The 26,879-nt window shown below is 66.3% G+C and carries 26 protein-coding genes and 1 pseudogene; 6 read left to right on the forward strand and 21 right to left on the reverse strand.

What is annotated here, in order from left to right; translation table 11 throughout:
- The 14 genes and pseudogenes from HOV91_RS28650 to HOV91_RS28710 all read right to left on the reverse strand — a co-directional run.
- A partial coding sequence (locus HOV91_RS28650) for an acyltransferase (protein ID WP_438822701.1) occupies positions 1 to 463 on the reverse strand: 463 nt, incomplete at its 3' end.
- The gene (locus HOV91_RS28655) at positions 460 to 2,184 is read right to left on the reverse strand and encodes a carbamoyltransferase family protein (protein ID WP_051047263.1); all 1,725 of its coding nucleotides are present in this window, start codon (positions 2,182 to 2,184) and stop codon (positions 460 to 462) included. The genes HOV91_RS28650 and HOV91_RS28655, both read right to left, overlap by 4 nt.
- Positions 2,185 to 2,188: 4 nt before the next feature.
- A complete protein-coding gene (locus HOV91_RS28660) occupies positions 2,189 to 3,340 on the reverse strand; it encodes a glycosyltransferase family 9 protein (protein ID WP_043736645.1) in 1,152 nt (383 codons plus the stop codon).
- Positions 3,337 to 4,611, reverse strand: a complete 1,275-nt coding sequence (locus tag HOV91_RS28665) for a PLP-dependent aminotransferase family protein (protein WP_051047262.1) — start codon at positions 4,609 to 4,611, stop codon at positions 3,337 to 3,339. Before HOV91_RS28665 ends, HOV91_RS28660 begins: the two co-directional genes overlap by 4 nt.
- Positions 4,608 to 5,732 carry a cytochrome P450 gene (locus HOV91_RS28670; RefSeq protein WP_138456836.1) on the reverse strand — a complete coding sequence of 375 codons (1,125 nt, stop codon included), beginning with the start codon at positions 5,730 to 5,732 and terminating at the stop codon, positions 4,608 to 4,610. Before HOV91_RS28670 ends, HOV91_RS28665 begins: the two co-directional genes overlap by 4 nt.
- Before the next feature lie 152 nt (positions 5,733 to 5,884).
- Positions 5,885 to 6,994 carry a hypothetical protein gene (locus HOV91_RS28675; RefSeq protein ID WP_138456835.1) on the reverse strand — a complete coding sequence of 370 codons (1,110 nt, stop codon included), beginning with the start codon at positions 6,992 to 6,994 and terminating at the stop codon, positions 5,885 to 5,887.
- A gap of 14 nt (positions 6,995 to 7,008) precedes the next feature.
- Entirely contained in the window at positions 7,009 to 7,986 is a 978-nt protein-coding gene (locus HOV91_RS28680; protein ID WP_043736640.1) for an NAD-dependent epimerase/dehydratase family protein, read from the reverse strand.
- Positions 7,983 to 9,347: a PfkB family carbohydrate kinase gene (locus HOV91_RS40180; RefSeq protein WP_232111129.1), complete on the reverse strand. Its 1,365-nt coding sequence runs from the start codon at positions 9,345 to 9,347 to the stop codon at positions 7,983 to 7,985. The genes HOV91_RS28680 and HOV91_RS40180 overlap by 4 nt, the downstream gene beginning before the upstream one ends.
- Positions 9,348 to 9,443: 96 nt before the next feature.
- Positions 9,444 to 9,986, reverse strand: a pseudogene (locus HOV91_RS41280) (D-sedoheptulose-7-phosphate isomerase); the annotation flags it as partial.
- A 92-nt stretch (positions 9,987 to 10,078) separates the two neighbouring features.
- Positions 10,079 to 10,873 (reverse strand): SAM-dependent methyltransferase, encoded by a 795-nt coding sequence (locus HOV91_RS28690; RefSeq protein WP_054814843.1) that lies wholly within the window; start codon positions 10,871 to 10,873, stop codon positions 10,079 to 10,081.
- A 28-nt stretch (positions 10,874 to 10,901) separates the two neighbouring features.
- Positions 10,902 to 11,129 carry a hypothetical protein gene (locus tag HOV91_RS28695; RefSeq protein ID WP_043737912.1) on the reverse strand — a complete coding sequence of 76 codons (228 nt, stop codon included), beginning with the start codon at positions 11,127 to 11,129 and terminating at the stop codon, positions 10,902 to 10,904.
- Complete coding sequence (locus HOV91_RS28700; RefSeq protein WP_157227750.1) at positions 11,129 to 12,097, reverse strand: nucleoside hydrolase; 969 nt, start codon at positions 12,095 to 12,097, stop codon at positions 11,129 to 11,131. Before HOV91_RS28700 ends, HOV91_RS28695 begins: the two co-directional genes overlap by 1 nt.
- The gene (locus HOV91_RS28705; RefSeq protein ID WP_068048176.1) at positions 12,075 to 12,356 is read right to left on the reverse strand and encodes a hypothetical protein; all 282 of its coding nucleotides are present in this window, start codon (positions 12,354 to 12,356) and stop codon (positions 12,075 to 12,077) included. Before HOV91_RS28705 ends, HOV91_RS28700 begins: the two co-directional genes overlap by 23 nt.
- Positions 12,357 to 12,362: 6 nt before the next feature.
- Positions 12,363 to 12,566, reverse strand: coding sequence for a hypothetical protein (locus HOV91_RS28710; protein ID WP_043737910.1), 204 nt, complete (start codon positions 12,564 to 12,566; stop codon positions 12,363 to 12,365).
- A 200-nt stretch (positions 12,567 to 12,766) separates the two neighbouring features.
- Here HOV91_RS28710 and HOV91_RS28715 point away from each other — a divergent pair, with 200 nt between their 5' ends.
- Together HOV91_RS28715 and HOV91_RS28720 are read left to right on the forward strand one after the other, a co-directional pair.
- Positions 12,767 to 13,546, forward strand: coding sequence for an aminotransferase class IV family protein (locus tag HOV91_RS28715; protein ID WP_043737908.1), 780 nt, complete (start codon positions 12,767 to 12,769; stop codon positions 13,544 to 13,546).
- A gap of 66 nt (positions 13,547 to 13,612) precedes the next feature.
- Entirely contained in the window at positions 13,613 to 14,548 is a 936-nt protein-coding gene (locus tag HOV91_RS28720; RefSeq protein ID WP_082393299.1) for an SUMF1/EgtB/PvdO family nonheme iron enzyme, read from the forward strand.
- A gap of 29 nt (positions 14,549 to 14,577) precedes the next feature.
- Here HOV91_RS28720 and HOV91_RS28725 read toward each other — a convergent pair whose 3' ends face one another.
- Both HOV91_RS28725 and HOV91_RS28730 read right to left on the reverse strand, forming a co-directional pair.
- A complete protein-coding gene (locus HOV91_RS28725) occupies positions 14,578 to 14,913 on the reverse strand; it encodes a hypothetical protein (protein ID WP_157112997.1) in 336 nt (111 codons plus the stop codon).
- A complete protein-coding gene (locus HOV91_RS28730) occupies positions 14,910 to 15,725 on the reverse strand; it encodes a hypothetical protein (protein WP_138456834.1) in 816 nt (271 codons plus the stop codon). Before HOV91_RS28730 ends, HOV91_RS28725 begins: the two co-directional genes overlap by 4 nt.
- Positions 15,726 to 16,208: 483 nt before the next feature.
- Between HOV91_RS28730 and HOV91_RS28735 the strand changes: the two genes are divergently transcribed.
- A complete protein-coding gene (locus tag HOV91_RS28735; protein ID WP_217441263.1) occupies positions 16,209 to 17,090 on the forward strand; it encodes a helix-turn-helix domain-containing protein in 882 nt (293 codons plus the stop codon).
- Between the two features lie 2 nt (positions 17,091 to 17,092).
- Positions 17,093 to 17,503 (forward strand): DUF397 domain-containing protein, encoded by a 411-nt coding sequence (locus HOV91_RS28740; protein WP_051047393.1) that lies wholly within the window; start codon positions 17,093 to 17,095, stop codon positions 17,501 to 17,503.
- Between the two features lie 116 nt (positions 17,504 to 17,619).
- Here HOV91_RS28740 and HOV91_RS28745 read toward each other — a convergent pair whose 3' ends face one another.
- From HOV91_RS28745 to HOV91_RS28755, 3 genes are read right to left on the reverse strand one after another with little or no spacing between them, the layout of a single operon-like run.
- On the reverse strand, positions 17,620 to 20,667 hold the full coding sequence (locus HOV91_RS28745) for a glycine--tRNA ligase (RefSeq protein ID WP_051047389.1): 3,048 nt from the start codon (positions 20,665 to 20,667) through the stop codon (positions 17,620 to 17,622).
- Positions 20,664 to 22,058, reverse strand: a complete 1,395-nt coding sequence (locus HOV91_RS28750; protein ID WP_051047388.1) for a radical SAM protein — start codon at positions 22,056 to 22,058, stop codon at positions 20,664 to 20,666. The genes HOV91_RS28745 and HOV91_RS28750 overlap by 4 nt, the downstream gene beginning before the upstream one ends.
- Before the next feature lie 24 nt (positions 22,059 to 22,082).
- A complete protein-coding gene (locus tag HOV91_RS28755) occupies positions 22,083 to 23,153 on the reverse strand; it encodes a PqqD family peptide modification chaperone (protein WP_068048184.1) in 1,071 nt (356 codons plus the stop codon).
- 335 nt (positions 23,154 to 23,488) lie between these two features.
- On the opposite strand from HOV91_RS28755, the gene HOV91_RS28760 reads away from it, so the two are divergent.
- Positions 23,489 to 24,709, forward strand: a complete 1,221-nt coding sequence (locus tag HOV91_RS28760) for a hypothetical protein (RefSeq protein ID WP_082393300.1) — start codon at positions 23,489 to 23,491, stop codon at positions 24,707 to 24,709.
- Positions 24,706 to 25,440, forward strand: a complete 735-nt coding sequence (locus tag HOV91_RS28765) for a glycosyltransferase family 25 protein (protein WP_043737899.1) — start codon at positions 24,706 to 24,708, stop codon at positions 25,438 to 25,440. The genes HOV91_RS28760 and HOV91_RS28765 overlap by 4 nt, the downstream gene beginning before the upstream one ends.
- Before the next feature lie 13 nt (positions 25,441 to 25,453).
- Here HOV91_RS28765 and HOV91_RS40625 read toward each other — a convergent pair whose 3' ends face one another.
- A complete protein-coding gene (locus tag HOV91_RS40625) occupies positions 25,454 to 25,768 on the reverse strand; it encodes an acyltransferase (protein WP_195029256.1) in 315 nt (104 codons plus the stop codon).
- Between the two features lie 344 nt (positions 25,769 to 26,112).
- A complete protein-coding gene (locus HOV91_RS28775; protein WP_232110914.1) occupies positions 26,113 to 26,877 on the reverse strand; it encodes an alpha/beta hydrolase in 765 nt (254 codons plus the stop codon).
- Positions 26,878 to 26,879: the final 2 nt, after the last annotated feature.

The raw sequence follows: 26,879 nt of genomic DNA on the forward strand, positions 1-26,879 counted from the left end.
GGCCGATGGTGACGCCGGCGGTGATCGAGACTTTGTTCGCGACGATCGCGCCGGGCTCGATGGTGACTGGAGCGGTGTCGAATCCGCTGGCCCACGGGGTGATGGGCTCACCCGGGGTGAGGGTGTCGGGGGTGCGGGCGCGGTGGTTGTGGTCGTGGATGTCGACCATGTTGGAGATTCCTGCGCCGCGTCCGATGTGGATGCGGGTCATGGCGGACAGGACGACGTTCTCGCCGAGGGCGGTGTCGTCGCCGATGGTGATGTGTCCGCCGGTGTTGGCTTGCAGGGTCGTGCCGCGGCGAATGCTGACACGGTCACCGATGGTGATGGTGGCGTCGGTGTCGACGACGAAGTCGACGTCGTCGGCGATGTCGCAGTCGGCGCCGATGTGTACCGCGTCGCCGTAGCGGGCGCGGACTCGGTCTGTGAGGGCAATCGAGTCGGTGTCGGTCACGCTGGTCATGATCCTTTTCTCGGTGGTCGGTGCTGTTGATGGGTGGGTGCCGATGGTGGTGTGGTGACGAGGTAGTCGCCGATCACGAGGGCGTCCAGGCCGAGTCGGGCGCCGCTGGCGAGTGCGTCGGCTGGGGTGTCGACGATCGGTTCGCCGGGGCCGTTGTAGCTGGTGTTCAATACGACGCCGATCCCGGTCTCGGCTTCGAGGGCGTGCAGGAGTCGGGCGTATTCCGGTTGGTGTGCGGGGTCGACGTGTTGTGGGCGCAGTGTGCCGTCGGCGTGGACGACGCCGGGGATCTGTTGGCGTGCTCGGGGTGTGGCCTCGTGGGCGACGATCATGAATTCTGCCGGGCCGTCGGGTGTGGTGGTCCAGCCGGTCGGGTCGAGCATGCTCGGTGCGAGGGGCCGCCAGAGTTCGCGGTGTTTGATGTCGCGGTTGATGCGGTCGCGCAGTCTGGTGGTGCGGGGGTCGGCGAGGATGCTGCGGGCACCGAGTGCCCGTGGACCGGCTTCGGCGCGGCCCTGGTGCCAGCCGATGACCTTGCCCTCGGCTATCAGGCGGGCGGCGGTCGCGGCGATATCGGGTGGGGTGGTGAAGTTCGCGCCGGCATCGTGCAGGGCGGTCTCGATGGCGTGGTTGTCGTAGGCCGGACCCAAGAAGGCGTGTGCTTGGCGAGGACCGGGCACTGTGTGGTCACCGCGGCGGTGCGCGACTTCCAGGGCTGCGCCGAGAGCGCATCCGGCATCACCGGCGGCCGGTTGCACGAACAAGGTGTCGGTGTCGGGGGTGCGGGCGAGGATGCCGTTGGTGGTGCAGTTGAGCCCAACACCGCCGGCCAGACACAGCGCGGTCGCGCCGGTTTCCTCCAGAGCGGTGGAGACGACGCTGATCAGGCAGCGTTGCAGCAGGAATTGGGCCGATGCTGCGAGGTCGGCGGCGAGGCTTTGGTGGGCGTCGTCCGATCTTGGTGCTTGGCGCGGGATTCCGGCGTCGGTGAATGCCTTGCGGTAGGCGTGGCGCAGGGCTCGGTAGTAGGTGAGGTCGGTGTAGCCGGCGGTGTGGTCGGCCTCGGGTGCGAGGCCGTAGGGGGTGAGGTCGAGGTGGTAGCCGTCGCGGGTGGGGTGCAGGAAGTTCAGGTCGATGGTCGGTTTTCCGTAGGCGGCCAGGCCCATCAGTTTGCCTGCGTGGGTCCAGTCGCCGAGCCCGGCGTGTTCGGTGGCGAATTGGTAGAACCAGCCCAGTGATTGTGTGAACGGGAAGGTTCGCAGGCATCGCAGACCGGCTCGGGTTCCGTGATGGATGCTGGTGGAGACACCGTCGCCGGAGCCGTCGACCACGATGACCGCGGCGTCGGCGACACCTGCGGGGTAGAAGGCGCTGGCGGCATGGGCGAGGTGGTGGCCGACGATGGTCAGTCGACGTGGTCTTTCCGGGCCGGTGCCGAGCGGTCCGAGGAGTTCAGCGATTAGGTCTGGGTCGGTGATCTCATCGGCGGGGTTCGGCCAGTACGGGTTCCAGGCCACCGCGATCTCGTCGATATCACCGCACCGGATTCCGGCCTGGGCCAGGCACCATGCGGCCGAGGAGGCGGCCGAGCGGGAATCGCGGTGATGCTTGATTCGGGAGAACCGTTCCTCTTCGGCGAACGCGACGGGTTGGCCGTCGGCGACGAGGCAGGCGGAGGCGTCGTGATGGTAGGGGCCGCCGAGCCCGAGCACGTATCCCACGCGGTCAGCCCTCCCGCACGGCGGCTGTGGACAGTGAGTTGCGGACCGCGCCATGGACGTCGGCGACCGTGATGGTGTCCATGCAGCCGCCGATCCCGCCGCAGGTGACCCGGTGTGCGCACGGGGAGCACGGCAGAGTCGACCGCAGCGCGGTGACATTGTCGGCGTGTTTGGGGATGACTTCGGCGCCGTTGCTCGGGCCCAGGAGCAGCACCACCGGCAGGTCGTAGGCGAGGGCGAGGTGGAATCCGAGGCTGTCGCCGGTCACCATCGCGTCGCAGAAGTCCGGGACCGCGGCGAATTCCTGCAGGGTCATGGCGTCGTGACGCACTCGGCCCACTCCGGTGTCCAGTTCTCGTAACAGCTGGTGGCAGGTGCGGGCGTCGGCGGGGCCGCCGGTGATGACCAGCCGGTGCCCGTCGCCGAGCAGTCGCCGCCCGAGGTCGGCCCAGTGACCGGTGGGCCACAGCTTGGTCGTCTTGGAGCCGCCGACGTTAAGGCAGACCCAGCCGCCGCTGGTACCTAGCCGCGCGGCGACGCGGGCTTTGGCCGCGTCCGGCACCGACAGCTGGTAGGGCTCGCCGGTGTAGATGTAGCCGGCGACCTCGAAGTACAGCTCGGTCCACGTCTTACTGTTTCCGCTGGTGCGGAAGTCGTTCCAGGTGTTCATGGCGAAGAAGTGCCGGGCCGCTGTGCCGATCGGATAGAGGCTGTTGTTCTCGCCGCCGTAGGCGAGGCCGGCGTGGTGCTCGGCGCTGATCCGGGGCACGAGCCCGGCCACGGCGGGGTGGCGTTCGAAGCTGTAGACGGCGTCGTAGTGTTCGGCGAGCACTGTGTGGGCGGTCTCGGTCTCCCAGGTCAGGACGCGGTCGACGTGCGGGATCATCTCCACGATGGGGGCGGATTCGGCGCCGACGAGCCAGGTGATGTGTGCGCCGGGGTGTTCGGCTTTGATGCGGGCCGGTAGTGGGGAGGCGATGAGCATGTCGCCCATCCGTTTGAGCATCACGATCAGGATGCGGTGGGTCACCGGGTCATACAGTGTGCACCCTGGGCAAGGACGCCAGTGCTTGCACGGCAGGCCGCCGATGAAATGACGACAGTCGGGTCGCCAGAAGAAGTCGCTGGTGGTCAGTGGCAGATCAGTGGCGTTCATGAAGTCCTCTCTTCCTGCCGCCACGCTCGGCGCAGCACCTCCTGCGCCGTATGGTCGGCCGCAGCGGCGTCGCCGATGCCGTAGCGGATGCGCAGGTCTGCGACGTTGCGGGCGACCTGTTCAGGGTGATCGCGGTGGATGAGTACGCGCGCCATGAGCGCGGCGAGTTCGTCGAAACCCGCGGCGTCGAGACCGGCGAAGGTCAGTTCCTGTGCTCCCAGCCGCAGGCCGGGCTCGGGCAGGTAGGGCAACGGGATGGCGTTGACGACGATCCTGGCCTCATACAGCAGCCGTGAGGCAGTATCAGCCGGGCACGTGGGAGCGATGTCGATCCACACCTGGTGTGATCGGGTGTATCCGTGGTCGGCCGCGCACACGGTGAACCCCTCTGCAGCGAGGGCGTAAGCCAGGCGGCGGGCGTGGGTGACGGTCGCGGTCGCGTAGTGGGTGGCATGGGCGGTCATCCATGCCGTCGAGATCGCCAGCGCGGCGACGTCGGCGGGGTGATGGTGCGATATCCATCCGGCGGCGTGGGTGTCGATCTGGTGGGCGAGGTTCGGATCGTTGGTGGCCACGATGCCCTTGCCGACCGGACCGGGCCAGGTCTTGTGGACGCTGCCACCGAGGCTGTCGGCGCCTTCGGTTAGGGGGTTCTGGAACGCGCCGCCCGCGATCAGGCCGAGGGTGTGCGAGCCGTCGTAATGGATCACCGCGTCCTCGCCGACCGCGGCCCGGATGCCGGCGATGTCATGGGGGAACAACGCCATGAACGAGTCGAGGTACACCAGCACGGGCCCGCTGGTCCGGCGGGCCTGGGAGGCCAGCAGCTCGAGGTCGACGCCCATAGTGGCTGGGTCGACGGGCAGGGGCTGCCAGTTCAACCCGAACCTGTGTGCGACGAACTGTGTCGAGCCGTGACCGCCATCGGCTTCGGCGAGGCTGAGCACGGTGTGTGCCGGCCCGGCCAGCGCCGAGAGCGCCACCGTCATCGCCGACAATCCCGAGACGGGTTTGGTGTTCACATGCTGGGCGCCGAGGAGTTCTCCGATGGCGTGGGCCGCTACCGATTCCAGCTCGGCGAGTTCGTCGCGTCCAGGCCACGCCCAGTGCGTGTCCTCGGCGCTGCCGAAGCAGTAGCGGACGGCGGCAGCGCTCACATACGGCAGCCGGGCGTCGGCGGGCATCTGGTTCTCGCTGGCGATCAGATGAAGCCGGGCTGCTGTCGCGGTTTCGAACCGGGCGAGCCGGTCGACGATGTCGTCGATGTTCACCGGCCAGCCACCTCCCTTGTGCGTATGCGGGCTTCGACCGGCCCCGCTGGCGCCCGGACCGGCTGGAATCGGCCGACCTCTGGTCGTCGGGCCGGCAGGTCGATCCAGTGTTCGGCCAGCACAGCCGCCGCCAGCAACAGTGTCGTGGCCTCGGCGAACCCGCGACCTGCACAGGCGTGCGGGCCGCGTCCGAACGCGAGCAGCCCCGCGGCGCGGCGCCTGCCCTCGGCACTGCGAAAGCGTTGCGGGCAAAACGCTTCCGGGTCCGGATATTCCTGCGGTAGAAGGTGGGTGACGGGAGCGCTGTAGGCGACGTGCCAGCCTGCTGGGACCAGATAGCCGCCGAGCGTCACCGGCGTAGTGGCCCGCCGGGTCGCGATCGTGTTGGGTGTATGGACTCGGGTGCACTCGGTCAGCACGTGCCGCAACTGCGGGATAGCGCCGTGCTGGAGCACCTGCAACGGGTTCTCGACCAGACTGCGGGCTTCAGCGGTGAGCGCGGTGGCGAGCTGGTCGTCGAGCGCGCACTCGACCAGCAACCAGGTAACCAGGCTGGCGGTGGTTTCTCGCGCGGCGATCAGCAGGGCCAGCAGATGATCAGCCAAGCTTCCGCCCGGGGCGTGACCGGCGGCGACCAGCTTCGAGGTCACCGACTCGGCCCTGCCCTCTATGCGCACTGCGGGCGATTCGAGCAGGGCGCGCAGTTCCTCGGCGGCGGCGAGTGCGGCGGCGTATGCCGGGTCGCTGCCGGTCGTGCGGGTCGGTGGGAGTTCGGTTCCGGCGACGAATCGGTCGAACAGGTCCGGCACCCGCTGTGCGATGGGGTCGTCGACGGCCAGGCCGATGATCGCGGCCAGGCACACTGCCATCGTGTAGTCGCGCGCCGCCTGATAGAGCTCGATGGTCGGCAGGGTGGCCCATTGGGCGACATGGCGGTGCGCAATAGCGCCGATTGTCGGCAGGTAGGCGGTGACCGCACCGTGGCGCAACCCGGTCGACAGGAAACTGCGCGCCCGCAGGTGTTCGGCACCGTGGAGGGTGAACACCGCTCTGCGGAACAGCGCCTGCACCGCCGCAGTGTTGTACACCCTCAGCGTGCCTGCGCGTTCCTGGTCGAACATCTCCCGCACCGAGTCCGGCCCGATGCAGAACACCGTCGGCGGCCCCGTCGTTGAGCCGACACCAAAGACGGGGCCATGCCGAGCGTGCGCAGCAGCCAGAATCTGCGGCAGGTGCGACCCTGGTGGTGGTTCGGCGATGGTAGGTGGCGGTTTCACGGGGTGGCCTCGCCGACGTCGAGGGATGCCGCGGTGCGGGCAAGGATCGCGTCATGGTCGAGGTCGACCGCTCGTATGTCAGGCCGGCAGTCGCAGGTGACGGGCAAATCGGCGAGGTCACCGGTGACGCTGTAGGACACCAGCCCGTCGACGATGCCGTTCGCGCAGCGCTCGCAGGAGTCCGGGTACACCGAGTCGAAGTCTGTGCCGCGCATGTTGATACAGGCCACCCGCACCGCCGCTTTGGCGTGCGCGCCGCGCACGGCGTCGACGACGGTCCACAGGTTCGGCGCCTGGTAGTGCCCGCGTTGGTAGAGCCACCACGCCACGGTGTTCGGTGCCAGCCTCGTCGGGCACACGGTGACTCCGCCGATGCCGAGCGAGGCCACGTACTCGGTGGAGGAGATCACGTCGGTGATGGCCTCGCCGTCGGTGAGGAACGGGGGCTTGATCATCAGGTACACCTTGGGAATTACGTGGTGTGCCTGCATCAACGCCACCGCGTCTTCGAACGACTCACGGGTGATTCGGGTGTTGACCAGGGTTTCGCGGACCAGCCGGTCGGCCGATTGCAACCCGATTCCCACCTCGAGCTCGACATCGCCGAGGGCCTCGACGAAAGGTGCCAGGGTCTCGGGCGTGAGGAATTGGGGCAGGCTTTCGACGACCAGGCGGCGCACACCAGTGACCGCGACGCGGCGGGCGATATCGAGCTGGACCTCGGCCGGTACCTCGCGGCGGGCGAAGAACGACCCGTCGTTGTAGAGGGCGAGCATGTCGTAGTCCGGCTCGTCATCGGTGCGTGCCAGCAGCGTGGCGACCTGCTCGCGCAAGCCCCGGGGGTTCGCGCCGTGCAGGCCGAAGTTGTTGTAGTTGGTGAACGGACACATGGTGCAGGTCGGCACCGAACAGCCGCCCGACATCAGGATCGCCTTCTTGCGGCCGTAGGTGGTGCCGTCGGCATCGCGGACGGTGTCGTAGCTGATGTACCGCGGCTCTTGGAGGTGCTCGACCGCGGTCACCTCGCGCAGCGACCGCGACAAGGCCGTGAGCCGGTGGCGTAGCGCCTTCTCGCCAGCGAGCACGCCGGTTGTGCTGGTAGACATTGCGTTTCCTCCGATCACAGGGACTTCACAAGCTCGCCGACGCCGAAGGTTTCGGCGCGGGCGTGGTCGAACAGGTCGCGGGCGTACCGGTGGATCACCTCGGTGTCCACCGGCTCCAGGCCAGGCAACGCGGCGCGCAGTCGCCGCATATCGGCGCACGTCCAGTACTGGTAGCGGTCACGGATCGGGTTCGGCACCCCCACCAGCGGCACCGGTGCGCCCGCCCACTCCGTACACCAGCCCAGCAAGGTCTCGAACCGGATCGCGGTCCCGGAACCGAGGTTGTAGACGCCTGCGACCTGCGGGGTATCGAGCAGCCGCACCAGCGTCGACACCAGCACCTGCACCGGCAGGTAGTCCCGCGCGGCGGTCAAGGTGTCGTCGAACAACCGGACCGGCCGCCGCGCCGCCACGGCCGTGACGATCTGCCACAGAATCGAGGCCATCGAGCTTTTGGATTCCTCGCCGGGACCGAAGACGTTCGTGTAGCGCAACCCCACGCAATCCAGGCCGAACACCGCCGCGCGGCGCAGCATCGACTGATCCAGGACGAGTTTGGATTTCGCGTAACAATTCAGGGGGCCCGAGCAGCGCCCACGATCCTCGGTGTCGGATTCGCGGGACGACGCCCCGTGCGGCACCACGCCGTACACGCTGCCCGAGGAGGCATACACCAGTCGTGTCCCGGAGTCGGTGCATGCGCGAGCCAGCCGCAGCGGCACCGTGGCGTTGGCCCACCGCAACCGCTCGTCATCTGCGGCGAGGGTGTCGCTGACCGCTGCCTGGTGCACGACCACCGCGAACTCCCCTCCAGCGATCCGAGCCAGCACAGCTGGGTCGGCAGCGTCCACGGTGATCGATTCCCACGGCCACGCCGTAGCCGCGGGATTCTGGTCGACTCCGGTCACCGTCCACCCGGCCGCATGCAGACCGGTGGCAACATGCCCGCCGATGAACCCGGCCGTCCCGGTGACCAGCACGGAGCGGGTCATGGCTGCATCACCCGCCCGGCGACAGCGCGTTCGATCAGCTCGCTCGTCGACACCCCTTCCAGGTACGGGCCGACGACAACTTGGCCGCCATGACGTTGCACCACGGCCGTTTCGGGTAGTTCGGTCGCTCCGTAGTCGCCGCCTTTGACCCACACATGCGGACGCAACCTTTCCAACAGCGCAGCCGGGGTGTCCTCGTCGAACACCAGCACCGCGTCGACGAAGGAGAATGCTGTCAGCATCGCCGCCCGCTGCGCTTGCGGTACCAGCGGCCGGTTCGGTCCCTTCAAATTGGCCACCGACGCGTCGCTGTTGAGCAGCACGATCAAGCAGTCGCCCATGGCGCGAGCGGCCTCCAGCAGCTGTCGGTGCCCGTCGTGCAGCACATCGAAACAGCCGCCGGTGGCCACCACCCGGCCACCGGCTGCGTGCACCCGATCGGCCACAGCGAACCCGTCACCCGCGCCATCCGGTCGCGGGTGGTTGCCCGCCGTAGCGCGTTGCCCGGCGACGTAGTCGGCCGCCGCTGTGACGGCGCGTTGCACAGCTGTCGACATTGTGCGATTACCGATCAGTTCACCGAGCAGCCTCACGGCGAACCGATCACCCGCCCCGCAGGTATCGCCTTGCTCCCGGCGTGGGGCCGGGAATACGTGCGCGGGATCGGTGTCGGCGCCGACCAGGACAGCGCCATCGGCGCCTCGGGTGACCACCGCGTACTGGCATCGCCATCGTGATCGAAGGCTGCGCGCCCGGCGGACATCGCTGTCGAGGTCGCCGGCCGCTCCGTCCTCGGCGGTGAGCAGATCGGCTTCCTCCGCATTCGGGACGATGACGCTCACCCCGTCGGTCGGTGCCGGGCCGTGACGATGGGGATCCCACACCACCGGCACACGCCGCGCCACGGTGGCCAGCAGTACTCGCAGTCGTGGTTGGGCGGCTACCCCGCGCCCGTAGTCGGCGACGAGTACGCCTTGTGCCTCGACAAGGGCGTGCGCGACCTCTGGGGGCGGATCGCCCACCGGCACCGCCGGATCGGAGTCGTCGACCATGACCAGGGTCTGTCCGCGTGCCCGCATCCGGATCTTCACCGGGGTCGGCGCCTCGATGCCCAGATCGATCACCGACACCCCCGCCTCGGTGAGGTCGCTGAGAATCCGCAGGCCGGGCTCGTCGGCGCCGATCGCGGTCACCAGCGTGACCTCGCAGCCATCGTGGGCGGCAAGGATCGCGGCCAAGCCTGCCCCGCCTGGTCGCCACTGCCGTGACACCGCGCTGAGCACCGGCACTGGCGCTTCCGGCGATACCCGCGTGACCTCACCGCACCAGTCACAGTCGGCCAGCACGTCACCGACAATCACCAGGCGCCGAGCGTGCTCAACCGTCGGCGGCGGGACGGACTCGGCGGTCTCTGCTTCGGTCGGCTGCGACGTCGACGGGGCGGATGCCAAAGCCGCATCGACCGCCGCACACAGTTCGTGCGCGATCAGAAGGTGGCATTCTTGAATGGTTGAGGTCGCCGACGAATCGACTGACACCACCTCGTCGCATACTCGCGCCAATACGCTGTCAGCGGGACCGGTCAAGGCGAAGGTGAGCATCCCTAGCTCGTTCGCCTCTGTGGCGGCAGCGATCACGTTCGTGCTGCACCCGGAAGTGGAAATCGCGATCAACACATCGCCCTCCCGACCGTGTGCACGGACCTGCCGGGCATACAACTGGTCGAAGCCGTAGTCGTTGCCGATCGCAGTCACCACCGCGGAGTCAGTGGTGAGCGCGAGCGCAGCGAGTGGGTTGCGCTCCGTCTCGAACCGGCCCACCAACTCAGCAACCAGGTGCTGCGCCTGCGCGGCGCTTCCACCATTTCCGACGGCTAGCACTCGCCCGCCGCGCCGTAGTCGGCTGGCTACCATCTGGCCCCACGACCGGACCTTGTCCAGATCGGTGCGTTCCAGGGCTTCGGACAACTTCGCGACGCGATCCGCGCCGGATTCGTTCATCTGTCTCCCCGCCTCGATCATGGTTACGGATCTCCTTGTCCATCAGCACATTTGATGCTCATTTGGGTTGGCGTTCGCCGGGGCTCACCTCGTCATCGCAGTCGCCCGACGGCGGCGCGGCAACACAGGTCGTCGGCCTGCGGCGGCTCCCAGCCGAGGTTGCGGGCACGACGCTGGTCGACGTCGTGGGGTGACCACCAACGGTGTGGCGCAACCAGCCCAGGTTCGACGAGGTCATAGCCGGCCAGCAGTGCCGCGACCTCGTCGCGACTGCGAGAACGGAATTCGATGCCGAATCCGGTGTAGATATCGGCCGCGCGGTCGACGGGGCCGGGATCAGCGTCACGTGTGATATGGCTGAGTGCCAGGAACGAGCCGCTCGGCAGCATGGTCGTGACCGCGTCCACGACCATGCCCGGGTCGGGCAGGAATTCGGCGACGAACGACAGACACACCGCGATCGGCTCGCTCGGATCCATGGCAGCGGTGATCTCGGTGACGAGGGCGTCGGTGTCGCTCAGATCGGCGTGGACGAATTCAGTTTGTTCGTCGGCGAGAAATACTCGGCCGTGGGCGGCGACCACCGGGTCGTGATCGACGTAGACCATGCGTGCGGTCGGCGCGCAGTTGCGGGCTACCTCGTGCAGGTTCGGCGAGCATGGGTAGCCGCTGCCGAGTTCGACGAACTGCCGTACCAGCTGTTCACTTGCCAGGTACCGCACGGCCCGCAGCAGCCACAAACGTGTCGCGCGGGCCGCGACCAGAAAGGCGCGGGAGTGGGTGATCAGCTTGTGACCGGCCTCGAGGTCCACCAGATAGGCGTCTTTGCCCGCACCCAACAGGACGTCGTGAATGCGTCCGCTGTGTGCCTGAGACGGATCGAGCACGATCGCCTCATTGTCTGCGCGACGGGGACTAGTCATCTGAGCTCGCCTCTCCGATTTCACTGGCCGCAGTCCCGAGCTGTTCATCGATTCGGTTGCGGACACCGCAGCTCGGTGAGCAGTACTGGTGCAGCGTCTGGGCATGCAGGGCCTGGCCGTAGGTCAGTGCGCCGGGGTCGGCGAAGCAGTCGCCGATATTGGATTGGGTGTGTGTCAAGGTGGCCGGGTTCAGGTGCCCTCGCACCAGGCTGTCGGCCATTACCGGGTACCGATCGGCATGGCGTGCCCGGTGGCCACGGGTCGGGTGTTCCCCGGCTTATGCCCGATCAAGGCGGGGTCGTATCGCATCCCGACCTCGAGAGCATGCTGCACCACCGTGGTGACCCACGCCCGAAACGCCGCATAGTCCGCCGCCACCGACATGGACAGGGCCACACCGTCGGGGTTGTCGTACATGCGCGCGTCCGGCGCCACCGTCACGTGATGGGTGGCGAACTCGACGAAGCCCATCCCGGCCGCAGCGGTCACGGTCAGCGGGTCGGCCGCCATCGACGCGGAACGTTCCCCGGCGAACCATCGGTCGTAGCCCGCAGCGACGAGTTTCGCCCACTTCGGCGCGTTGGCCGCCGCGAGCAGCTGATACACCTCGCTGTCCGCGTCGATCGCGGTCTCGGGGGTGAAGGTGACATCGGAGGTCACCAAGGCTACGTCCAGATCGGGCGCGGTCAGCACCGTCCGGGCGCTTGCGGGGTCCATGCGCAGGTTGTGCGAGGCACGATCGGGCCGTCTGTACAGATGGGCGAAGCCGCCGCCCATCTGCATGATCGTCAGCCGCCGCGCCAACCCCGGTGCGTCGGCGTAGAGGTGGGCCAGGTTGCTCATCGGTCCCTGACCGATCCACGCCGCACGCCCGGTCTCGCCCAGCACCGCGCGCACGGCGTCGATTACCGACCCGGTCACCGGCGCCGAGACTGGCGGGAATCCGGCGGGCACCAGACCGTCGCACACCCATCGCGCTTGCGCGCCCTCGATTTCCGCGCCGGCGACCACCACGACCCCGGTTCGCCCGCACAAGTTCAGCAGGAACCGCGCCAGCCTTGCGCGTTGACCGCCGCCGAATTCGTCACTGGTCACCACCAGCCGCAGCGGCAGCGCCGCCGCAGCGAGGATGAGCGCCAGCAAATCGTCCGGGTCGTGCCCGACATCAGTGCAGATAATGGCGGGCATGCGGTCCATCGGCCGCATGCCAGGCCGCATCGGTGCTCGTATCGAGTCCATCAGTGTGGTCGTCCCTTCTGCTGGGTAGGAAAAGCCGCTGGTACGGAAGTTGTTTCATCTCGTCGGTCGCCAGATCGTCGACCGTCACACGCGCCAGTCCCTGTCGTGTTGCTTCGGCGGCGAATGCCTCTGCGGCACACCGCTCTGCTCGGTAGTGCTGTACCGGCACTCCCGGGATGTCGAAGTCAACGACCAGGCGGCGCTCCATGGCGGATCAATCGGCCGCAGGGTCGCCGGTCCATAGCGGTAATTGCTCAGCGACCCGTCGCATCGTCGCCTCGTCGCACGAGAACGACCGCGCTAGCGGGCCGCCGGACTCGTCTCGGGCGACGATGACCGTTGCCAGCGCCTCGCCCAGCCGCTCGAAATGCGTGGGCAACGTCGCTCCTGGATTACGCTGCGGCAGATCGTCGGTCATCACTGAACCCCTTGCGCATGTATCGAGCGGCCTGGCCGGGCACCGAACCCGGCCCTGCCCTCGGTGGTTTCCATGAACCTCAGAATCGGTGTGCGGGCGCTTGGCCGGAACTGTCGCTTCACGGCGTTGCACTGACGTTTCGCTGACGTTGAGCACCCAGCGCTGCTTCCAGGCAGGCCGGTCGATGACAGACTGGCCCCATGGAACTCAACGGGTCGCCGATCACCGAGTCCGATCTCGCTGCATTGGGTTTGGTCGGGTACGGGCACTTCACGTCCATGCGGGTCGAGAACCACGCTGTTCGCGGACTCAGCCAGCACATGGACCGACTCATCCGCGACTGCCGCACCGTGTTCGACACCGAGCTCGACCCCGACCGGGTACGCGAACTCATCCGTCACGCGCTGCCGGACACGGCGTCTCCGGTGGTTGTTCGCGTCACTGTGTTCGACCCGCACCTCGGGCTCGGCAAACCTGGAGCCGACGCCGACCCGCAGATCCTCGTCACCTCGCGGGAGGCTCCCGCCGTCCCGCAGGCCCCGCTGACTTTGCGGTCGGCCGTCTACACCCGCGACCTGCCCAAAACCAAGCATGTCGGGTTGTTCGGCAGTCTCTACCAGCGTCGCCTCGCGCAACGCGATGGCGCTGATGACGTCCTGTTCACCCTGGCCGATGGGACCATCACCGAGATCGCGACCTCCAATATCGGTGTGATCTCCGATGGCCAGCTGATCTGGCCGCAGGCCGAGGTACTTCCCGGCATCACGATGCGCCTGCTCAGCCAGACCCTCGATGAGGACGTCGTCGTCAAACCCATCACGCTGGCCGAACTGCCGCATGTCGACGGCGCGGTCGCGACCAACGCAGCGGTCGGCGTTCGCGCCATCGCCCGCATCGACAACGTCGACCTGCCCGTCGACCATGAGATGATCGCCAGGCTCCGGACAGAGTACGAATCCATTCCCCCGCAACGCATCTGACCTGCTTTGCGCCACTATTGTGACTAGGCTCGGAACCCACCGCTCGGGGAAGGGAGCACACAGGCGATGGGCATCGTGGTCCGCAGCTGGACCGGCGCCGAAGCGCGCGCACTGCGAGACGCACGGCGAATGAGTATCACCGAATTCGCCGCACACATCGGCGTCAATCCTCGGCTGATCTCCCGCTGGGAGGCCGGCGGCAAGAACATCCGCCCCCGCCCGGTCAACCAAGCAGCACTCGACACCATCCTGGCGCGGCTGGGCAGCGACGAACTGACCCGGTTCGTCGAAGCGATATCCCCGGCCGTCCTCAGCGACGCCCGCGATACCGACGTACCTGAGCAACGCACCGACACCCGCCATCCCGCTGACGGCAAGCTCATGACCTGGATTCCCGAAGGGATCTACCTCGCGGGGCCACAGGACCAACCCGTATGGGTGGCTGGGTACTGGATCGATGTCTTCCCGACCACCAACGCGGATTACGCGAGATTTGTGGCGGCCCAAGGGTATTCCGCACCCCACCACTGGGGCGGTCCGGCTCCGGCCCGTGAGATCGCCGATCACCCGGTGGTCTGGGTGAGCCGGGACGACGCCGCCACCTATGCCCGATGGGCCCAGAAGTCCCTGCCGACCAGCCAGCAGTGGGAGAAAGCTGCTCGAGGTACCCGCGGCAACGTCTGGCCCTGGGGAAACCAACCGACCCCAGCCAAATGCAATATTCGCGGTTCCGGCCCTGGCACGACAACCCCTGTCGCGACCTACGCCAGCGGTGTCAGTCCATTCGGTGTATACGACCTCGTCGACAACACCTGGGAATGGACCGCCACCGAAACCACCAGCGGCCGGTACGAACTCAAAGGCAGTGCCTTCACCAGCCCCTTCGACCGAGGCGAACCGTCGGCATTCAACGACGCCGCGCATTCGATGCTCGACGACGACACCGGATTCCGATGTGTCGCAACCGGCCTCGCGAACGAGGCGGACCAAGTCGACCGATAGCGGATACTCCGTGTGGCCCGCGAGAGATGTCATCGGATCTCCCGCAGGCGATCGGGGCGCGATATCAACCGCGTCCTGCCTTCACCCTGGGGCCAGCACACGCCCCGATCGACCGACCACACCTCAGCTGTGCGCCGGGCGGCGGGAATCCACGCGCCCAAGTGGGCTTCCGACGGAATCATCACCAAATCGACCGAGTCGGGCAGATTCGCGAGCAGCCGGACCAAGCCTTCGCTGGAGTCGCGAAACACGATCTCGTCCAGCTGGATGCGGTGCACGCGCGCCAGCGCCCTGATCCCCGCAGCCACCGTTTCGGCCGCCACCCCCGCGATATCGCGACGGACGATCCCCAATGCCCGCCTCATGATGCTCGCCCCGCCGCCAGCGGTGACTGACCAGGCTCGATCGGCAGCCGGATCCAAGAGATTCGGGCGCCCCCGCGTAGCGAGCGTCGGCCAGCCGCTGCCGGGCCAAGTACGTCGGGACCGATCGGTTCGAGAGAAAGCATCGGCGACCGAAGAACCTGCACCTCCAACGCCGGGCCCCGAAGCAACAGCCACACCGTCAGAACGATCGACTCGGTCAGATTCGGCAGCGTGGCTGTGAGATCGGCGAAGATCGGCGGATTGCCGCCGCTGTCTGCGGGTATGAAGTCGGACAGAGCAGATAGCACGAAGTGTTCGACGTCGTCGACCATGTGCCGCAGCCTGGCTCTCGACAGGGTATTGAGGATGTCCATGCGGGCCTCCTCCACTACAGTCACCGAACCGGTCCGCAGCAGGAGTCGAGCCAACGTGCGCTCACGCGGCAGGACGACGCTGCGGCGAAATCCGCTCAGCACAACCGACCGGTTGCTCAGGTCCAAACACCACACACGCAAGCCGTCGACGGCATCGAGATCGTGGAGGAACTTCGTCCGCTGCTGACTACGGCCCGCAGTCAAATGCGCTTCGGACGGAACGGCGACATCGCGGGCACCGGTCGATTCGATGGCCCGCATCAACTGCCACAACGCACCGGTCCCCGCGCCCGTCTCGCAGAAGAGGGCCGCGATATTGAACCCGTTCAGCCCAGCCAGATCCCGCAGTCGATGTTCGACATCGCTCTGGTGGTCACCGAGCAGTTCCTTGCGCAGGTACCCGTACATCAACGACGGTTCTCGGTCCGCGTTCGACAACACCCGCGCTCACCTCCGCTCGCCCGGTAGCCAGATCCGCGCACGACGCGGTGGGAGATCAGGAATGGTGCAGGTGACACCCAGTACAACCGCGAGTTCATGGACGGTCAGCCCCAGCGCGTCAGCACCGAAGCGGATATCTCTCCAGCGGGGATCGCCGGGTGGAGGCGCAGCCTGTAGTGCCTCACCCGCATGAACAGCCGCATTCGCGGCCAGGGTGTCCACCGTCCTGCCCTGCATCCACGGCAACGTCCACGACTGTTGCCCGACATACCACGCGGACAGCCGGTCAGTATCGGCTCCAGTTACAAGTTGCATGGCTGATCACTCCTGAGATCACTCGAACACTCGCTGAGTGCGCGGTATTGATGTGTTACTCATGCCACGACATTGAGAGTAATGTAGCTGGTATATATACCAGCCGCAAGGGATGGGGCGATCCACCCTGAGAGGCGGGATAGGGTGCTAACGCACGATCGATGAATGGAGGCCGCGATGACGACGCCAGGATGGGACCGGTCAGATCCGAATGCCCTGCGGTTCCTCATCGGCCGGGAGTTACGCGACGCTCGGGAACGAGCCCGCATGTCACAGCGCCAGGCCAGCGAACACCTCGGCTGCACCCAGACAAAGATCAACTACCTCGAATCGGGCCGTAATCAGCAACAACCTGACGAGGTAACTCACCTACTCAAGCTCTATGGCGCCGACGACGTCCACATCACACGCCTCGCCGCGCTCGCGTCCCAGGCCGACCAGACAATCTGGTGGGCGCCGTTCGGCGACGCCTTCCCGAACTGGTTCCGCACCTTCGTCGGACTCGAAGGGCTCGCGACCTCGGTATTCACCTACGAACAGACACTGCTCCCAGGACAGCTCCAGACACCCGAGTACGCAATGGCGCTTCTTCAGGGGAACCTGAGAGTTCCGCCGATCGATGCACCTCAGGTTGTGGAGGCGCGGATGGCACGACAACGCCTCACCGCAGCAAACAACCCGCAGCGGTATCGCGCCGTCCTGGAGGAAGTCGTACTCGATCGCCTGGTCGGCGGTTCTACGGTGATGCGGCCGCAACTCGAGCGCCTACTCGAACTGCAGGAACTCGACAACGTCGAGCTGCACATCATGCCGCTCAGCGTCACCGTCCACGACGGACTCGACGGCGACTTCATGCTGCTGAACTTCGACAATGCCCAATCGATCGGATATGTCGAATACCCGGCTGGCGCCCTGTACATGCAGGAACAGGACCAGGTGCAGTTGTATAAAATGGCAGCTGACCGGCTCTGTGAGGCAGCGCTGTCGGAGTCCGACTCCGCTGAAGTCATCAGAGCCCGAATCAGCACCCTGACAGACAAGGAGTGACGGTGAACACCGGCACCCGCCTCGAATGGCGGACATCCAGCTACAGCAGCAACGGCGAGAACTGCGTCGAGGTCGCCCCCTCCGCCGGCTGGCGGACATCCAGCCACAGCGGGGCCGGTGAGAACTGCGTGGACGTCGCCCCCCGCGATAGTCGCGTCTACCTGCGGCACAGCAAGCACCCCTCGCACGGCACGATCACCTTCGATCTCCACGCATGGACCGCGTTTATCGACGAATCGCGCAGCGGCTCGCGCAGCGCCAACGGCATCGTCAATGTCCGCAAGGACGGAGCGGACACCCTCGTCCAGACTGCGGATGGCGCGATCAGGCTCCGCTTCGACGATGGCGAATGGACCGCCTTCGTTGCCGGAGCCCGCGACGGCGAATTCGATTTCCTGCCGAACACGAATTGACGGCGGCGGCCCGCGCGGCGGCAGCGGTAACTCATGACGGAAGCTCTGACCGTCTGACAATGACGTCGCGATCCGCCATGGCTCCAGCCGCCTGCGCGGTGCCGGGTCGACGAGTGTCATCCATCCCGCTTCTGCAGCATTTGGTGGACTTCTCGCCAGTCGATTCCGGCTGGAGCTTTCGCCAGGATCGCGGCCAGTAGACCCAGCCGTGCGGTGCGGTCGGCGGGGTCGTCGGCCATGACCAGGACATCGTCGAAAAACGTGGTCAGTGGCTCGATCAGGGTGTGGCCGTGGGGGATCCATTCGGTCAACGGCTTGCCATCGGCAACAGGCACCGAACCCATCACGGTCAGGAGCTGCTGCTCGGCGGGGCCGATGAGCCTAGCGGGGTCGTAGGTGGTGGGCGCGGCGGGAGGCAGGATCCGCATGATCCGTTGCAGTCCTTCCACAAGGTCGGCGAATCGGTTGTCCTCGCTGGCTTCGCTGATCTGGTCGATCAACATGTCCGCGCGATGCGGGGCCTCGGCGGAGGGACGGACTGCGGCGATGAGTCCTGGACCGACTGCTTCGTCGCGGAGTCGCTGCTCGTAGCGGGTGGTGATCAGTTCCTCAGCAGTGGACAGGACCGCGGGGTCGATGGTGAGGCCCTGGCCGCGGAGTTGGTCGGCGGCGGTCCTGAGGCCGATTGGGATGGTGACGTCGGCGAGTTCGGGGTGGTCGCGCAGGATTGCCAGGATTCCGGCTGCCGCGCGGCGCAGGCCGTAGGGGTCGGCGTTGCCGGTGAGTTTGGCGCCGACGGCGAGCATCGCGACCAGGAGGTCGAAGCGGTCTGCCAATGCAAGGAGCGCGCCGGGTGTGGTGGTGGGGAGGTCGTCTCCGGACGAGCGGGGCAGCTCCATTTCCCACAGTGCCGTGGCCACTGGTTCGGATTCGCGGGACTTGGTCGCGTATTCGCGCGCCATAGTGCCGGCGAGGGAGGTCATTTCGATCACCATTTGGGTGGCGAGGTCGAACTTCGCGAGGGCACCAGCGCGGGTCAAGGTGGCCGCGTCAGCAGCAGGGAGGCCACTGCGGGTGCCAAGTATGGAGGCCGCTGTGGCAATGCGGTCGGCGCGGTCAGCCATGGTGCCGACCTTCTCGTGGAACATGAGTGCCCCGAGCCGGGCCCGGAACTGGTCAGGGGCGATGGTCAGGTCGACATTCCAGAAGAACGCGGCATCCTCGAAGCGGGCGCGGAGCACGTTTTCGTTGCCGCCGCGGACGACGTCGGCGTCGCAGTCGCCGTTGGCCATCGTCACGAAGACCGGCAGCAGGTCACCCGCGCCGGAGCGGACCGGGAGGTAACGCTGATGCTTGCGCATCACAGTGATGAGGATTTGTTCTGGCAGGTCGAGGTATTTCGGGTCGAAATGGCCCAGGATACCGGTCGGGGATTCGACGAGGTTGGTGATCTCATCGATCAGGTCGGCGTCGCCGTCGACGTCGATCCGGCCGTTCGCGGCCTCAGCCAGAGCGGCGGCCGAGGACACGACGCGTGCGCGGCGCTCGACCGGGTCGACGACGATTCCCGCGGCCTCGAGTACTGGGAGATAGTGGTCGGCGGCAGGGAGATCGAACGTCGGTGTAGCGGACTGGCGGTGGCCTCGGGTGCTGCGGCCCGCTACCAATGTGCCGGCGGTGATCGGGAGGATCTGGTCGCCGAGTAGCGCGGTGAGCCATCGGATAGGGCGGGAGAAACTCAATTCCGGATCACGCCAGCGCATGTTCTTGTCCGCCCGCAACGACAGGGTGAGCCGGGACAGGACATCGGTGAGTACCACTGCCGCCGAACGGCCGGCGCGAGTGCTCTCGACCGCGACGTGCTCGGCACCGCCGACTTCGATCCGTTGCAGATCATCGGCCGAAACACCCTGCGCACGAAGGAAACCGGCGAGAGCCGGAGTGGATTTACCGTCGGCATCGTAGGCTGCGGCGACCTTCGGGCCCCGGCGCACGTTCACGCTGTCGGGTTCCCTATCGGCGATGCCCTCGACTCGCACGCCGATCCGGCGTGGGGTCGCCTGCACGGTGATCTCACCATGCGGCAGGGCAGTGGAATCAAGGAGTTCGATGAGTGTGGCGCGCACGCTGGAAATGCTCGCGGTCACGACATGCGGCGGTAGTTCCTCGGTGCCGATCTCGAACAGCAGCACCGATCCGGGTGCTGAAGTGATCGTGGCGGGATCGACGGGAGAAGTGGCCAGCGGCGGCGGGGCGTGTACTCCGCGCGGATACCCGGCCTCCGCACGTAAGTCGGTCCACAGGGCGGCGATCTCGCGGGATTGCTTGCGCATCACCGCGAACCACTTCGCGCGCTCGGCTGTACTCACCGCACCGCGCGAATCCAGAATGTTGAATGCGTGGCTGGATTTCAGGACATGTACATGCGCAGGGACCGGCAGCCGGGTGGTGATCATCCGGTCGGCTTCGGCCGAGTACGCGGCGAGCAGGCCACGGGTGGTGTCGATGTCGGCGTCGTCGAGGTAGTAGCGCGACATCTCGTACTCAGACTGGCCGAACACTTCGCCGTAGCTGACGCCGGGCGCGTAGGCGATGTGCTCGAAGTGTGTGACGCCCTGGATCGCCATCAGGATCCGCTCGAGGCCGTAGGTGATCTCGACCGGGATCGGGTCGAGGTTCTGTCCCGCGACCTGTTGGAAGTAGGTGAACTGGGTGATCTCCATACCGTCGAGCCAGACTTCCCAGCCCAGACCCCACGCCCCGATCGCCGGCTGAGCCCAGTTGTCCTCCACGAACCGCACATCGTGGGCATCGAGGTCGATACCGAGCGCGGCCAGCGAACCCAGGTACAACTCCTGCGGATCACCCGGTTCAGGTTTGAGTATCACCTGGAACTGGGTGTGGGTCTGCAAGCGGTTCGGGTTCTTACCGTATCGAGAGTCGTCGGGACGTACGGATGGTTCGACGTAGGCGACGTTCCAGATTTCCGGACCCAGCACACTCAGCAGCGTGGCGGGGTTCATCGTGCCGGCACCGACCTCGGTGTTGAACGGCTGACCCAGCAGGCAACCTCGCTGCGACCAGTACGCCTGCAGACGAAGGATCGCTTCCTGCATCGATACGGGGACGGAGGGGTTGTCGTTGTGGGCAGTTGCCGTGGTCATCCGGAAATCCTATCGGTGGCGAGAGCGGGCATTCCGAGCGCTACTCCGGTCGCTGGAGCGAAGAAGCTGGGCAGGTGGCAGCCGCCGCGGCAGGCGTCGGCGACTGCGCAACCGGTGCAGGTTGGCCTGGTGGCGACCGCTGCGTGCACGGCGTCGGTCAAGGCGGGCCATGCTCCGGCGAGGGGTTCGGTGTGCAGGGAACCGAAGTAGACGTTGGAGTGCGGACAGTTCCGCAATCGGCCGTCGTAGGAGACGCTGCCCCACACCATTCCCGATTCGCAGTGCCCGGATATCTGCGACAGCCGCAATCCGAGGGTTGGGTCGTCGGACCGTAACGGGGTGTCGGTATCGGAGGTGCACACCTTCTGCGCGCAGGGCCACGCCACCGTCATCCCGGGGCATTCGGTGGCAAGGAGGTGGTCGATGCGGGTGATCAGCGGCATGGTGACCGACACCGGAATGCCGTAGCGGTCGTCGTGGCGGCCGGTCGGGACGTAGCGCATGACGCCGAACTCGCGCACCCCGAGCGCATGCACATCGCGGATGACGTCCAGCGCACCGTCGATGTTGCTTTTGACCAGTGTCATCTCCGCGACCACGGTGATGCCGGCGTCGATCAGCAGTCGCATCGCGTCGATCGCGCGGTCATAGGCGCGGGGATGGCCGGTCAGTTCGTTGTGGGTGTCGCGGTCGCCGTGGATCGAGACGAGGACACAGCGCACGTTCGCTGCTGCCAGCCGCTTCGCCCGTTCGGCGGTGAGGAAGTGGCCGTTGGTGAACACCACCTGGTACAGGCCGCGGCGTCCACCGTGTTCGAAGATCTCCATCGCATCGGGGTGCAGCAGTGTCTCACCGCCGCTGTAGCGGATGACGAAACAGCCCCGGTCTGCGCATTCGTCGAGGATCGAGCATGCCAGCTCGGTCGGAATATGCTTTTCCGGCAATGCTTTTACCGCGCGCCGGACCTCGGCGTCGCTCATGTCCGGGTCGATCTTCCACACGTTGTAGCAGAATCCGCACGCCCAGTTGCATACGGCGGTGAGCTCGATTTCCAGCCGCAGCGGGAAGTCCAGCTTCGTGTCGAACCGCTTGTCGACGCCCAGCAACGATCCGCGGCCGTCGTCCTGGACGGCTGCTGGCTGCGGGGAGGTCAGGGTGGCGACCAGGTCGGCGGCGTCGGCGGCGACGCGTGAGGGGGCGGCGTTGTAGCGCTGCGCGATATCGCCGATGACGGTGTCGTCATCGGCGCCGGAGAACATCAGGGACACCATCGATTCGGCGACCGCGTTGCGGAGTCGATGGAAGGTGCCGGTGTGTGGGTCGAACAGCAGGCCGAGGTCGGCACGGTATCTCAGCTGCTGGGTCAGGGCCCGGGACAGGGTGGCGGGCATAGCGATGCTCCTCGCGTCGAGCGGTCAGGCGGGTGATAGCCGCGCGAACAACGTGGTGACGTCGTCGGCAACGCGCTCCGGCGGCACCTCATAGGTTTGGGCGAGCGTCTGCGTGATCTGCTCGAGGTCGAGACCCTGATAGGCCAGCTGTACTGCCTCCGCGGCGGTGGTGTTGACCAGTTGTTCGCAGCGGTCGCGTTGCCAGTCGTGCAGCAATTGCTTGCCCGGGTGATAGCGGTAGTGGCGCAGGATCCACTGCGGCGACCCGGTCGGGGCTTCGTCGATGGCCCGGTAGATCGCGCGGGCCTGGTCGATGTGGTCAGCGACCGACGGTCGTTCCAGCAGTCGACCCGCGTAGTCGCGCACGGTGGGGTCGTCGATGCCGATATGCCAGCCGCGGAGCTGCTGGAAGTAGGTCGACACCATCACATCCGCGAGCCCGAAGTCTCCGACGAGGAACGGACCGCCCGAACGGCGCAACAATCCGGACACTACATCGCACAGCCACCGTGCCTGCTCCACCGCGCCGGGCCCAGGAATGCCGGGGGCGGTACGGAGCGAGCGTGCGTAGGACGCGCCCTCGCGCAGGTACGGCAGGTCGTGACTCGCCCAGGCGGAGATAGAGCGGACCAAGGCCCGTTGGCGTCGCGTGGTGCCCATGAGGCTGGGACCGGAGTCCGGTGCGATTTCATCGAGGTATTCGGCGATCGAGACCACATCTCCGGCAACGGCTCCGGTCTCGGTGTCGGCCAGAATCGGGACCCGAGGCAGCAGCGACATCGCGGAGTCCTCCAGAATGCCTTCGACATCGGCTTCCGCGAGTTCGTCGGCATCACACGCGCAGCCGATACCGGCCTCGCGTTCGTCGGTCCCGTCGCCGGCGAACAGCACCCCGTCCGGACTTTCCCGGATCGGCCAATCCAGCTCCACGATCCTTTCGGCCACTGGAAGGCCCTTCTCGGCCACCGCGACTCGACCGCGCATCGACCATCCCGAAAAGTGGAGATCACCCACGTACAAGGTCAGCATTCGACCACCCCTTGTTGTTGCCGCCGGTCCCTGGCCGACCACACCGCGGCCGACCAGGGTTGTCATCTCAGTCGCACTGGCGGCTGATCATCGATTTCGTCTCCACCTTGGGGGCTTCGTACTCCCCACGCTCGGCCGTGGTGGTGGCGTGCTCCGACATGACTTTTCCCTTCCGTCGGTCTCCTGGACGGTGGCTGGAGTGCACGAATCCTGCTACTTCCGAACAGATTTTCGATCAGCCACGATTCGAGTGTCTGTCCACTGCGCTGTATGTGCTATCCCTGCTGCATCCCGAGTTTCTGGACACCCTGGACTGGAGTGGACATTTTCTGGACACAGGTAGTACGGCCGCTCGGGAAACCCGATGTCGCATTCGCCTTCGCTGGACATAAGGTGGACAGATGCTGGCGCCGCCCTCTATCGACCAGGTGAAGGACAGCTTGAGACGGGTGCGCCGCGGACTCGGATTGGCGCGGCCCACAGCACTGCTCACCATCATCGACGAACCTGTGCAGGCATATCTGTGCCGCGACTCCGACACCGAGCCTGGCTCTGCCGAACACATCGAACATCTCGCCGCAATCCTGCGTCAGGCGATCGGTCAGCTCACCGAGAGCGAGCGGGTCTACGCCGAAGTGGATTTCAACGTTCGACCTGACCACAGTTACCCGACGCTCACCGACAGGCAAGAGTCCCTGGCCCAGCACCTCAAGTGCGCGGTCAAGACCGTGCGCCGCCGTTCCGACCAAGCCCTCGACACCCTGGCTTATCTCCTGGTAACGATCTCGTCGGCTCCTGACGGGGCACAGACGCAGGCCATCGACCGCAGCCCGAGCCACCACGGCCGGGCCAGCAAACAGGATCCCTACGATGCTGTGCGCCGGTTCTGGGGCCTGCGTCCTAGCGGTGGCGTCGACATTGTCTGCTCCGAAATCCCCGTGGACGAACGTCCAGAGTATGCGTCACCACAGGATCGGAACTACCTGCGGTATGCCAAGTTCGCTGACTTGGACACATTGATCTTCGTCCGCACCCAACTGGCGCAACTCGCTCCCACCGCGGTTGTGCGCGACTTCGCGCCCTCGGAGTACTTCGATACCCAGGTCGAGGTTCTCGTGGTGATCGGCGGCCCACCGTGGAACGCCAAATACCGGGAGTTCCTCCCTCAGTTACCCTTCTACTTTGATGCGAATCCGCTCGGTGAGGACGACCCGCTCGTCGTACCCGAACTGGACAACCTCTGTATGGCTCCACGGTGGACACCCGGTGGCGAGCTGATCGAAGACCTCGCCGTGCTCACCCGGCTCACCGTGCAGGGAACCACCGCGCTACTGCTGGGCGGGTGCCTCACCCTCGGGGTCCTCGGCGCGGCCCGCGCACTACTCGATCCACGACGAGGACCCACCAATGTCGAATACCTCTCCGACCACGTCGGTCAGGATGACTTCGTCGTGGTCACCGAAGCCCGTCGCGTCGGCGGCATCACCGACGTCGCCGACCTCACCGTCATGGAGCCCCTGCTGCTCATGTCCCGCCCCCACGGCGCGAACTGGGGAGTCGTGATCGACAACACCAAACGCTTCACCTGCCATCACCGCTGCTCCCCCGGGCAAACGGCGTGACGAATCTGGACGACATCGCCACCTATGTCGTGAATCTGCCACGGCGGAAAGACCGCCGAGCATGGATCAGCGCCCGGCTACCTTCGGCAATGACGGTCACCTACACCTCGGACCTCGACGTGGTCATCGACGGCCGGCAACTCGCCACCAGCGACCTCCAGGCGCTTGGAATCAAGCTGTTCGACTGGCAAATCGACTCCGACAACCCGTGGTGGAATCGACCGCTCAAATACGGCGAAATAGGCTGCACTCTCGCTCATCTCGCATGCTGGAACCACGCCGAGAAGCACAGCGCAGCCCCGTACACTCTGATCCTCGAAGACGACGCGACCCTCCCACCGGAATTCGCACCACGCCTTCTCCAGACCCTGAACCTGATCGACGAAGTCGATATCGCATTCGACATGCTGTACCTCGGGCGCGACCTGCTCCGGCCGGACACCCCTACGCCGGTTCCCGGGATCGTCCACCCCGGCTACAGCCACTGCAGCTACGCCTATCTGCTCACTCGCAGTGGCCTGCGTACCGCACTGTCCACCGAACTCACCGAGGCCATCGTGCCGGTCGACGAGTTCCTTCCCGCCCTCTACACACCACATCCACGACCCGATGTGCGGGCACGGTTCGCACCGCGACTCACCGCGCTAGCGTTCGATCCGCCGCTGGTCACACAACGACCGAAGGACGACGCCGGCAGCGACACCGAGAATTCCGACTTCATTCGGTGGTGATGCGCGGCTTCGATCACCGCATCGGTCGCGGTGCCGTCCAGTGTTCGATCAGCGCCGAAAGACGTTTACCGGGCCACTCGCCGATCGGCGTGTGAACATTGACGCCGGTGACGACGTGCTCACTCGGCACGTTCTTGGTCACGACCGCGCCGGCCGCGACGTAGCTGCGAGGCCCGATCCGGACGCCGCCGACCACTCGTGCACCAAACCCGACCACCGAATCCGCCTCGACCACGGGCGGTTCTTCATCCACTCCCCACCAACCCAGATGCGGACTCGTGTACTCGTGGACCAGCTCGCCCATCACGGTCGCGCGGTCACCGATCACCGTCGCATCGCAAACGAACCCAGCGACACACGCGTCCGCGCCGATCGTGACGCGATCACAGATGTAGGCGCCGTGGACGACCCGGGTCCGGTCGCCGATCACACACCCGTACCCGATCCGTGCCCGGTCTTCTACCACGCACTCCATGCCAAGAGCTGTGCCTTCCTGGATGATGACCTGGTTGAACAGCAGACTCCGATCTCCGATCACGACAGGAGTACCCGCCGACCATCGCCCACGTTGAGCTTCCCGCAGACGCGTTTCCTTCGGGCATCCCAGAACGCAGTGCTCGCCGATGATCACATCATCACCGAGCCGAATCGGCCCGTGCAGGTCCCTGGGAGTCACGAGGCGGGCGCGACCTGGCCGACCAGCCAGTCAACCGTCTCCGAGATCGCCTGATCTTCGCGCTCCCGCGAGTCGAAGCCGTGATCCGAACCAGCGATGGTACGCAGCGCCGTATTCGGCCTCGACATCGCGGCCCGAGCGGAAATCTCGTAGGAGACCGCGGTGTCACGGTCTCCATGGACGATCAGCGACGGCACGGTGCTGTCGAGGAATCGTGCCAGTGGGTCGTAGTGGGCGAACTCGCTGAACAACACGCGGCCGAGTTCGAATTCCCCGTCGACCACCAGGACTCCGGTGTCGTGCAATAGTTTGCGCTGCGACGCGCCGAAGTTCTCTTCACCCCACGCCAAATCCGGCTCCAGGAACGTATGCCGCAGGTCGAGGACAGGATTCCACAGCACCAACCGATCAAGCCCATCAGCAAGCCACGGCAGCGACAGCACCGTGGACACGGCCCCGAAACTAGCCGCCACAATCGAAAACCGGCCCGGAAACCGCCCCTGGAGGAACTGCACCGCAGCCTCCAGATCCAGGCACTCGCCAGCAATGGTCACTCCGCGTTGCGTCCCACCGCTGTTTCCATGCCCCCGGAACGAGAACCGCACGACATCAAATCCCACAGCGGTCAGTCGCTCGGCCAAGCGGACGAACATCCCACCGCCCTCGTCCATATCCACAGTGATCCCGTGCACCAGCAGCACGACCCCCTTGGCCGGAACGGATGCCATATGGACCGCTGCGTCGAGCCGCACACCGTCCACTG

This window comes from Nocardia barduliensis (assembly GCF_013315795.1).
Lineage (GTDB): Bacteria > Actinomycetota > Actinomycetes > Mycobacteriales > Mycobacteriaceae > Nocardia > Nocardia barduliensis.

What these genes read in the sequence shown, in the direction of transcription:
- HOV91_RS28750 (WP_051047388.1), bottom strand. Translation starts at nt 22,058, where the DNA reads ATGCCCGCCACCCTGTCCCGGGCCCTGACCCAGCAGCTGAGATACCGT.
- HOV91_RS28745 (WP_051047389.1), bottom strand. Translation starts at nt 20,667, where the DNA reads ATGACCACGGCAACTGCCCACAACGACAACCCCTCCGTCCCCGTATCG.
- HOV91_RS28725 (WP_157112997.1), bottom strand. Translation starts at nt 14,913, where the DNA reads ATGAGGCGGGCATTGGGGATCGTCCGTCGCGATATCGCGGGGGTGGCG.
- HOV91_RS28680 (WP_043736640.1), bottom strand. Translation starts at nt 7,986, where the DNA reads ATGACCCGCTCCGTGCTGGTCACCGGGACGGCCGGGTTCATCGGCGGG.
- HOV91_RS28700 (WP_157227750.1), bottom strand. Translation starts at nt 12,097, where the DNA reads ATGCCCGCCATTATCTGCACTGATGTCGGGCACGACCCGGACGATTTG.
- HOV91_RS28735 (WP_217441263.1), top strand. Translation starts at nt 16,209, where the DNA reads ATGGAGGCCGCGATGACGACGCCAGGATGGGACCGGTCAGATCCGAAT.
- HOV91_RS28695 (WP_043737912.1), bottom strand. Translation starts at nt 11,129, where the DNA reads ATGGCCGACAGCCTGGTGCGAGGGCACCTGAACCCGGCCACCTTGACA.
- HOV91_RS28660 (WP_043736645.1), bottom strand. Translation starts at nt 3,340, where the DNA reads ATGAACGCCACTGATCTGCCACTGACCACCAGCGACTTCTTCTGGCGA.
- HOV91_RS28715 (WP_043737908.1), top strand. Translation starts at nt 12,767, where the DNA reads ATGGAACTCAACGGGTCGCCGATCACCGAGTCCGATCTCGCTGCATTG.
- HOV91_RS28670 (WP_138456836.1), bottom strand. Translation starts at nt 5,732, where the DNA reads ATGTTCGACCAGGAACGCGCAGGCACGCTGAGGGTGTACAACACTGCG.
- HOV91_RS28720 (WP_082393299.1), top strand. Translation starts at nt 13,613, where the DNA reads ATGGGCATCGTGGTCCGCAGCTGGACCGGCGCCGAAGCGCGCGCACTG.
- HOV91_RS28755 (WP_068048184.1), bottom strand. Translation starts at nt 23,153, where the DNA reads ATGACAACCCTGGTCGGCCGCGGTGTGGTCGGCCAGGGACCGGCGGCA.
- HOV91_RS28710 (WP_043737910.1), bottom strand. Translation starts at nt 12,566, where the DNA reads ATGACCGACGATCTGCCGCAGCGTAATCCAGGAGCGACGTTGCCCACG.
- HOV91_RS28705 (WP_068048176.1), bottom strand. Translation starts at nt 12,356, where the DNA reads ATGGAGCGCCGCCTGGTCGTTGACTTCGACATCCCGGGAGTGCCGGTA.
- HOV91_RS28760 (WP_082393300.1), top strand. Translation starts at nt 23,489, where the DNA reads ATGCTGGCGCCGCCCTCTATCGACCAGGTGAAGGACAGCTTGAGACGG.
- HOV91_RS28675 (WP_138456835.1), bottom strand. Translation starts at nt 6,994, where the DNA reads ATGTCTACCAGCACAACCGGCGTGCTCGCTGGCGAGAAGGCGCTACGC.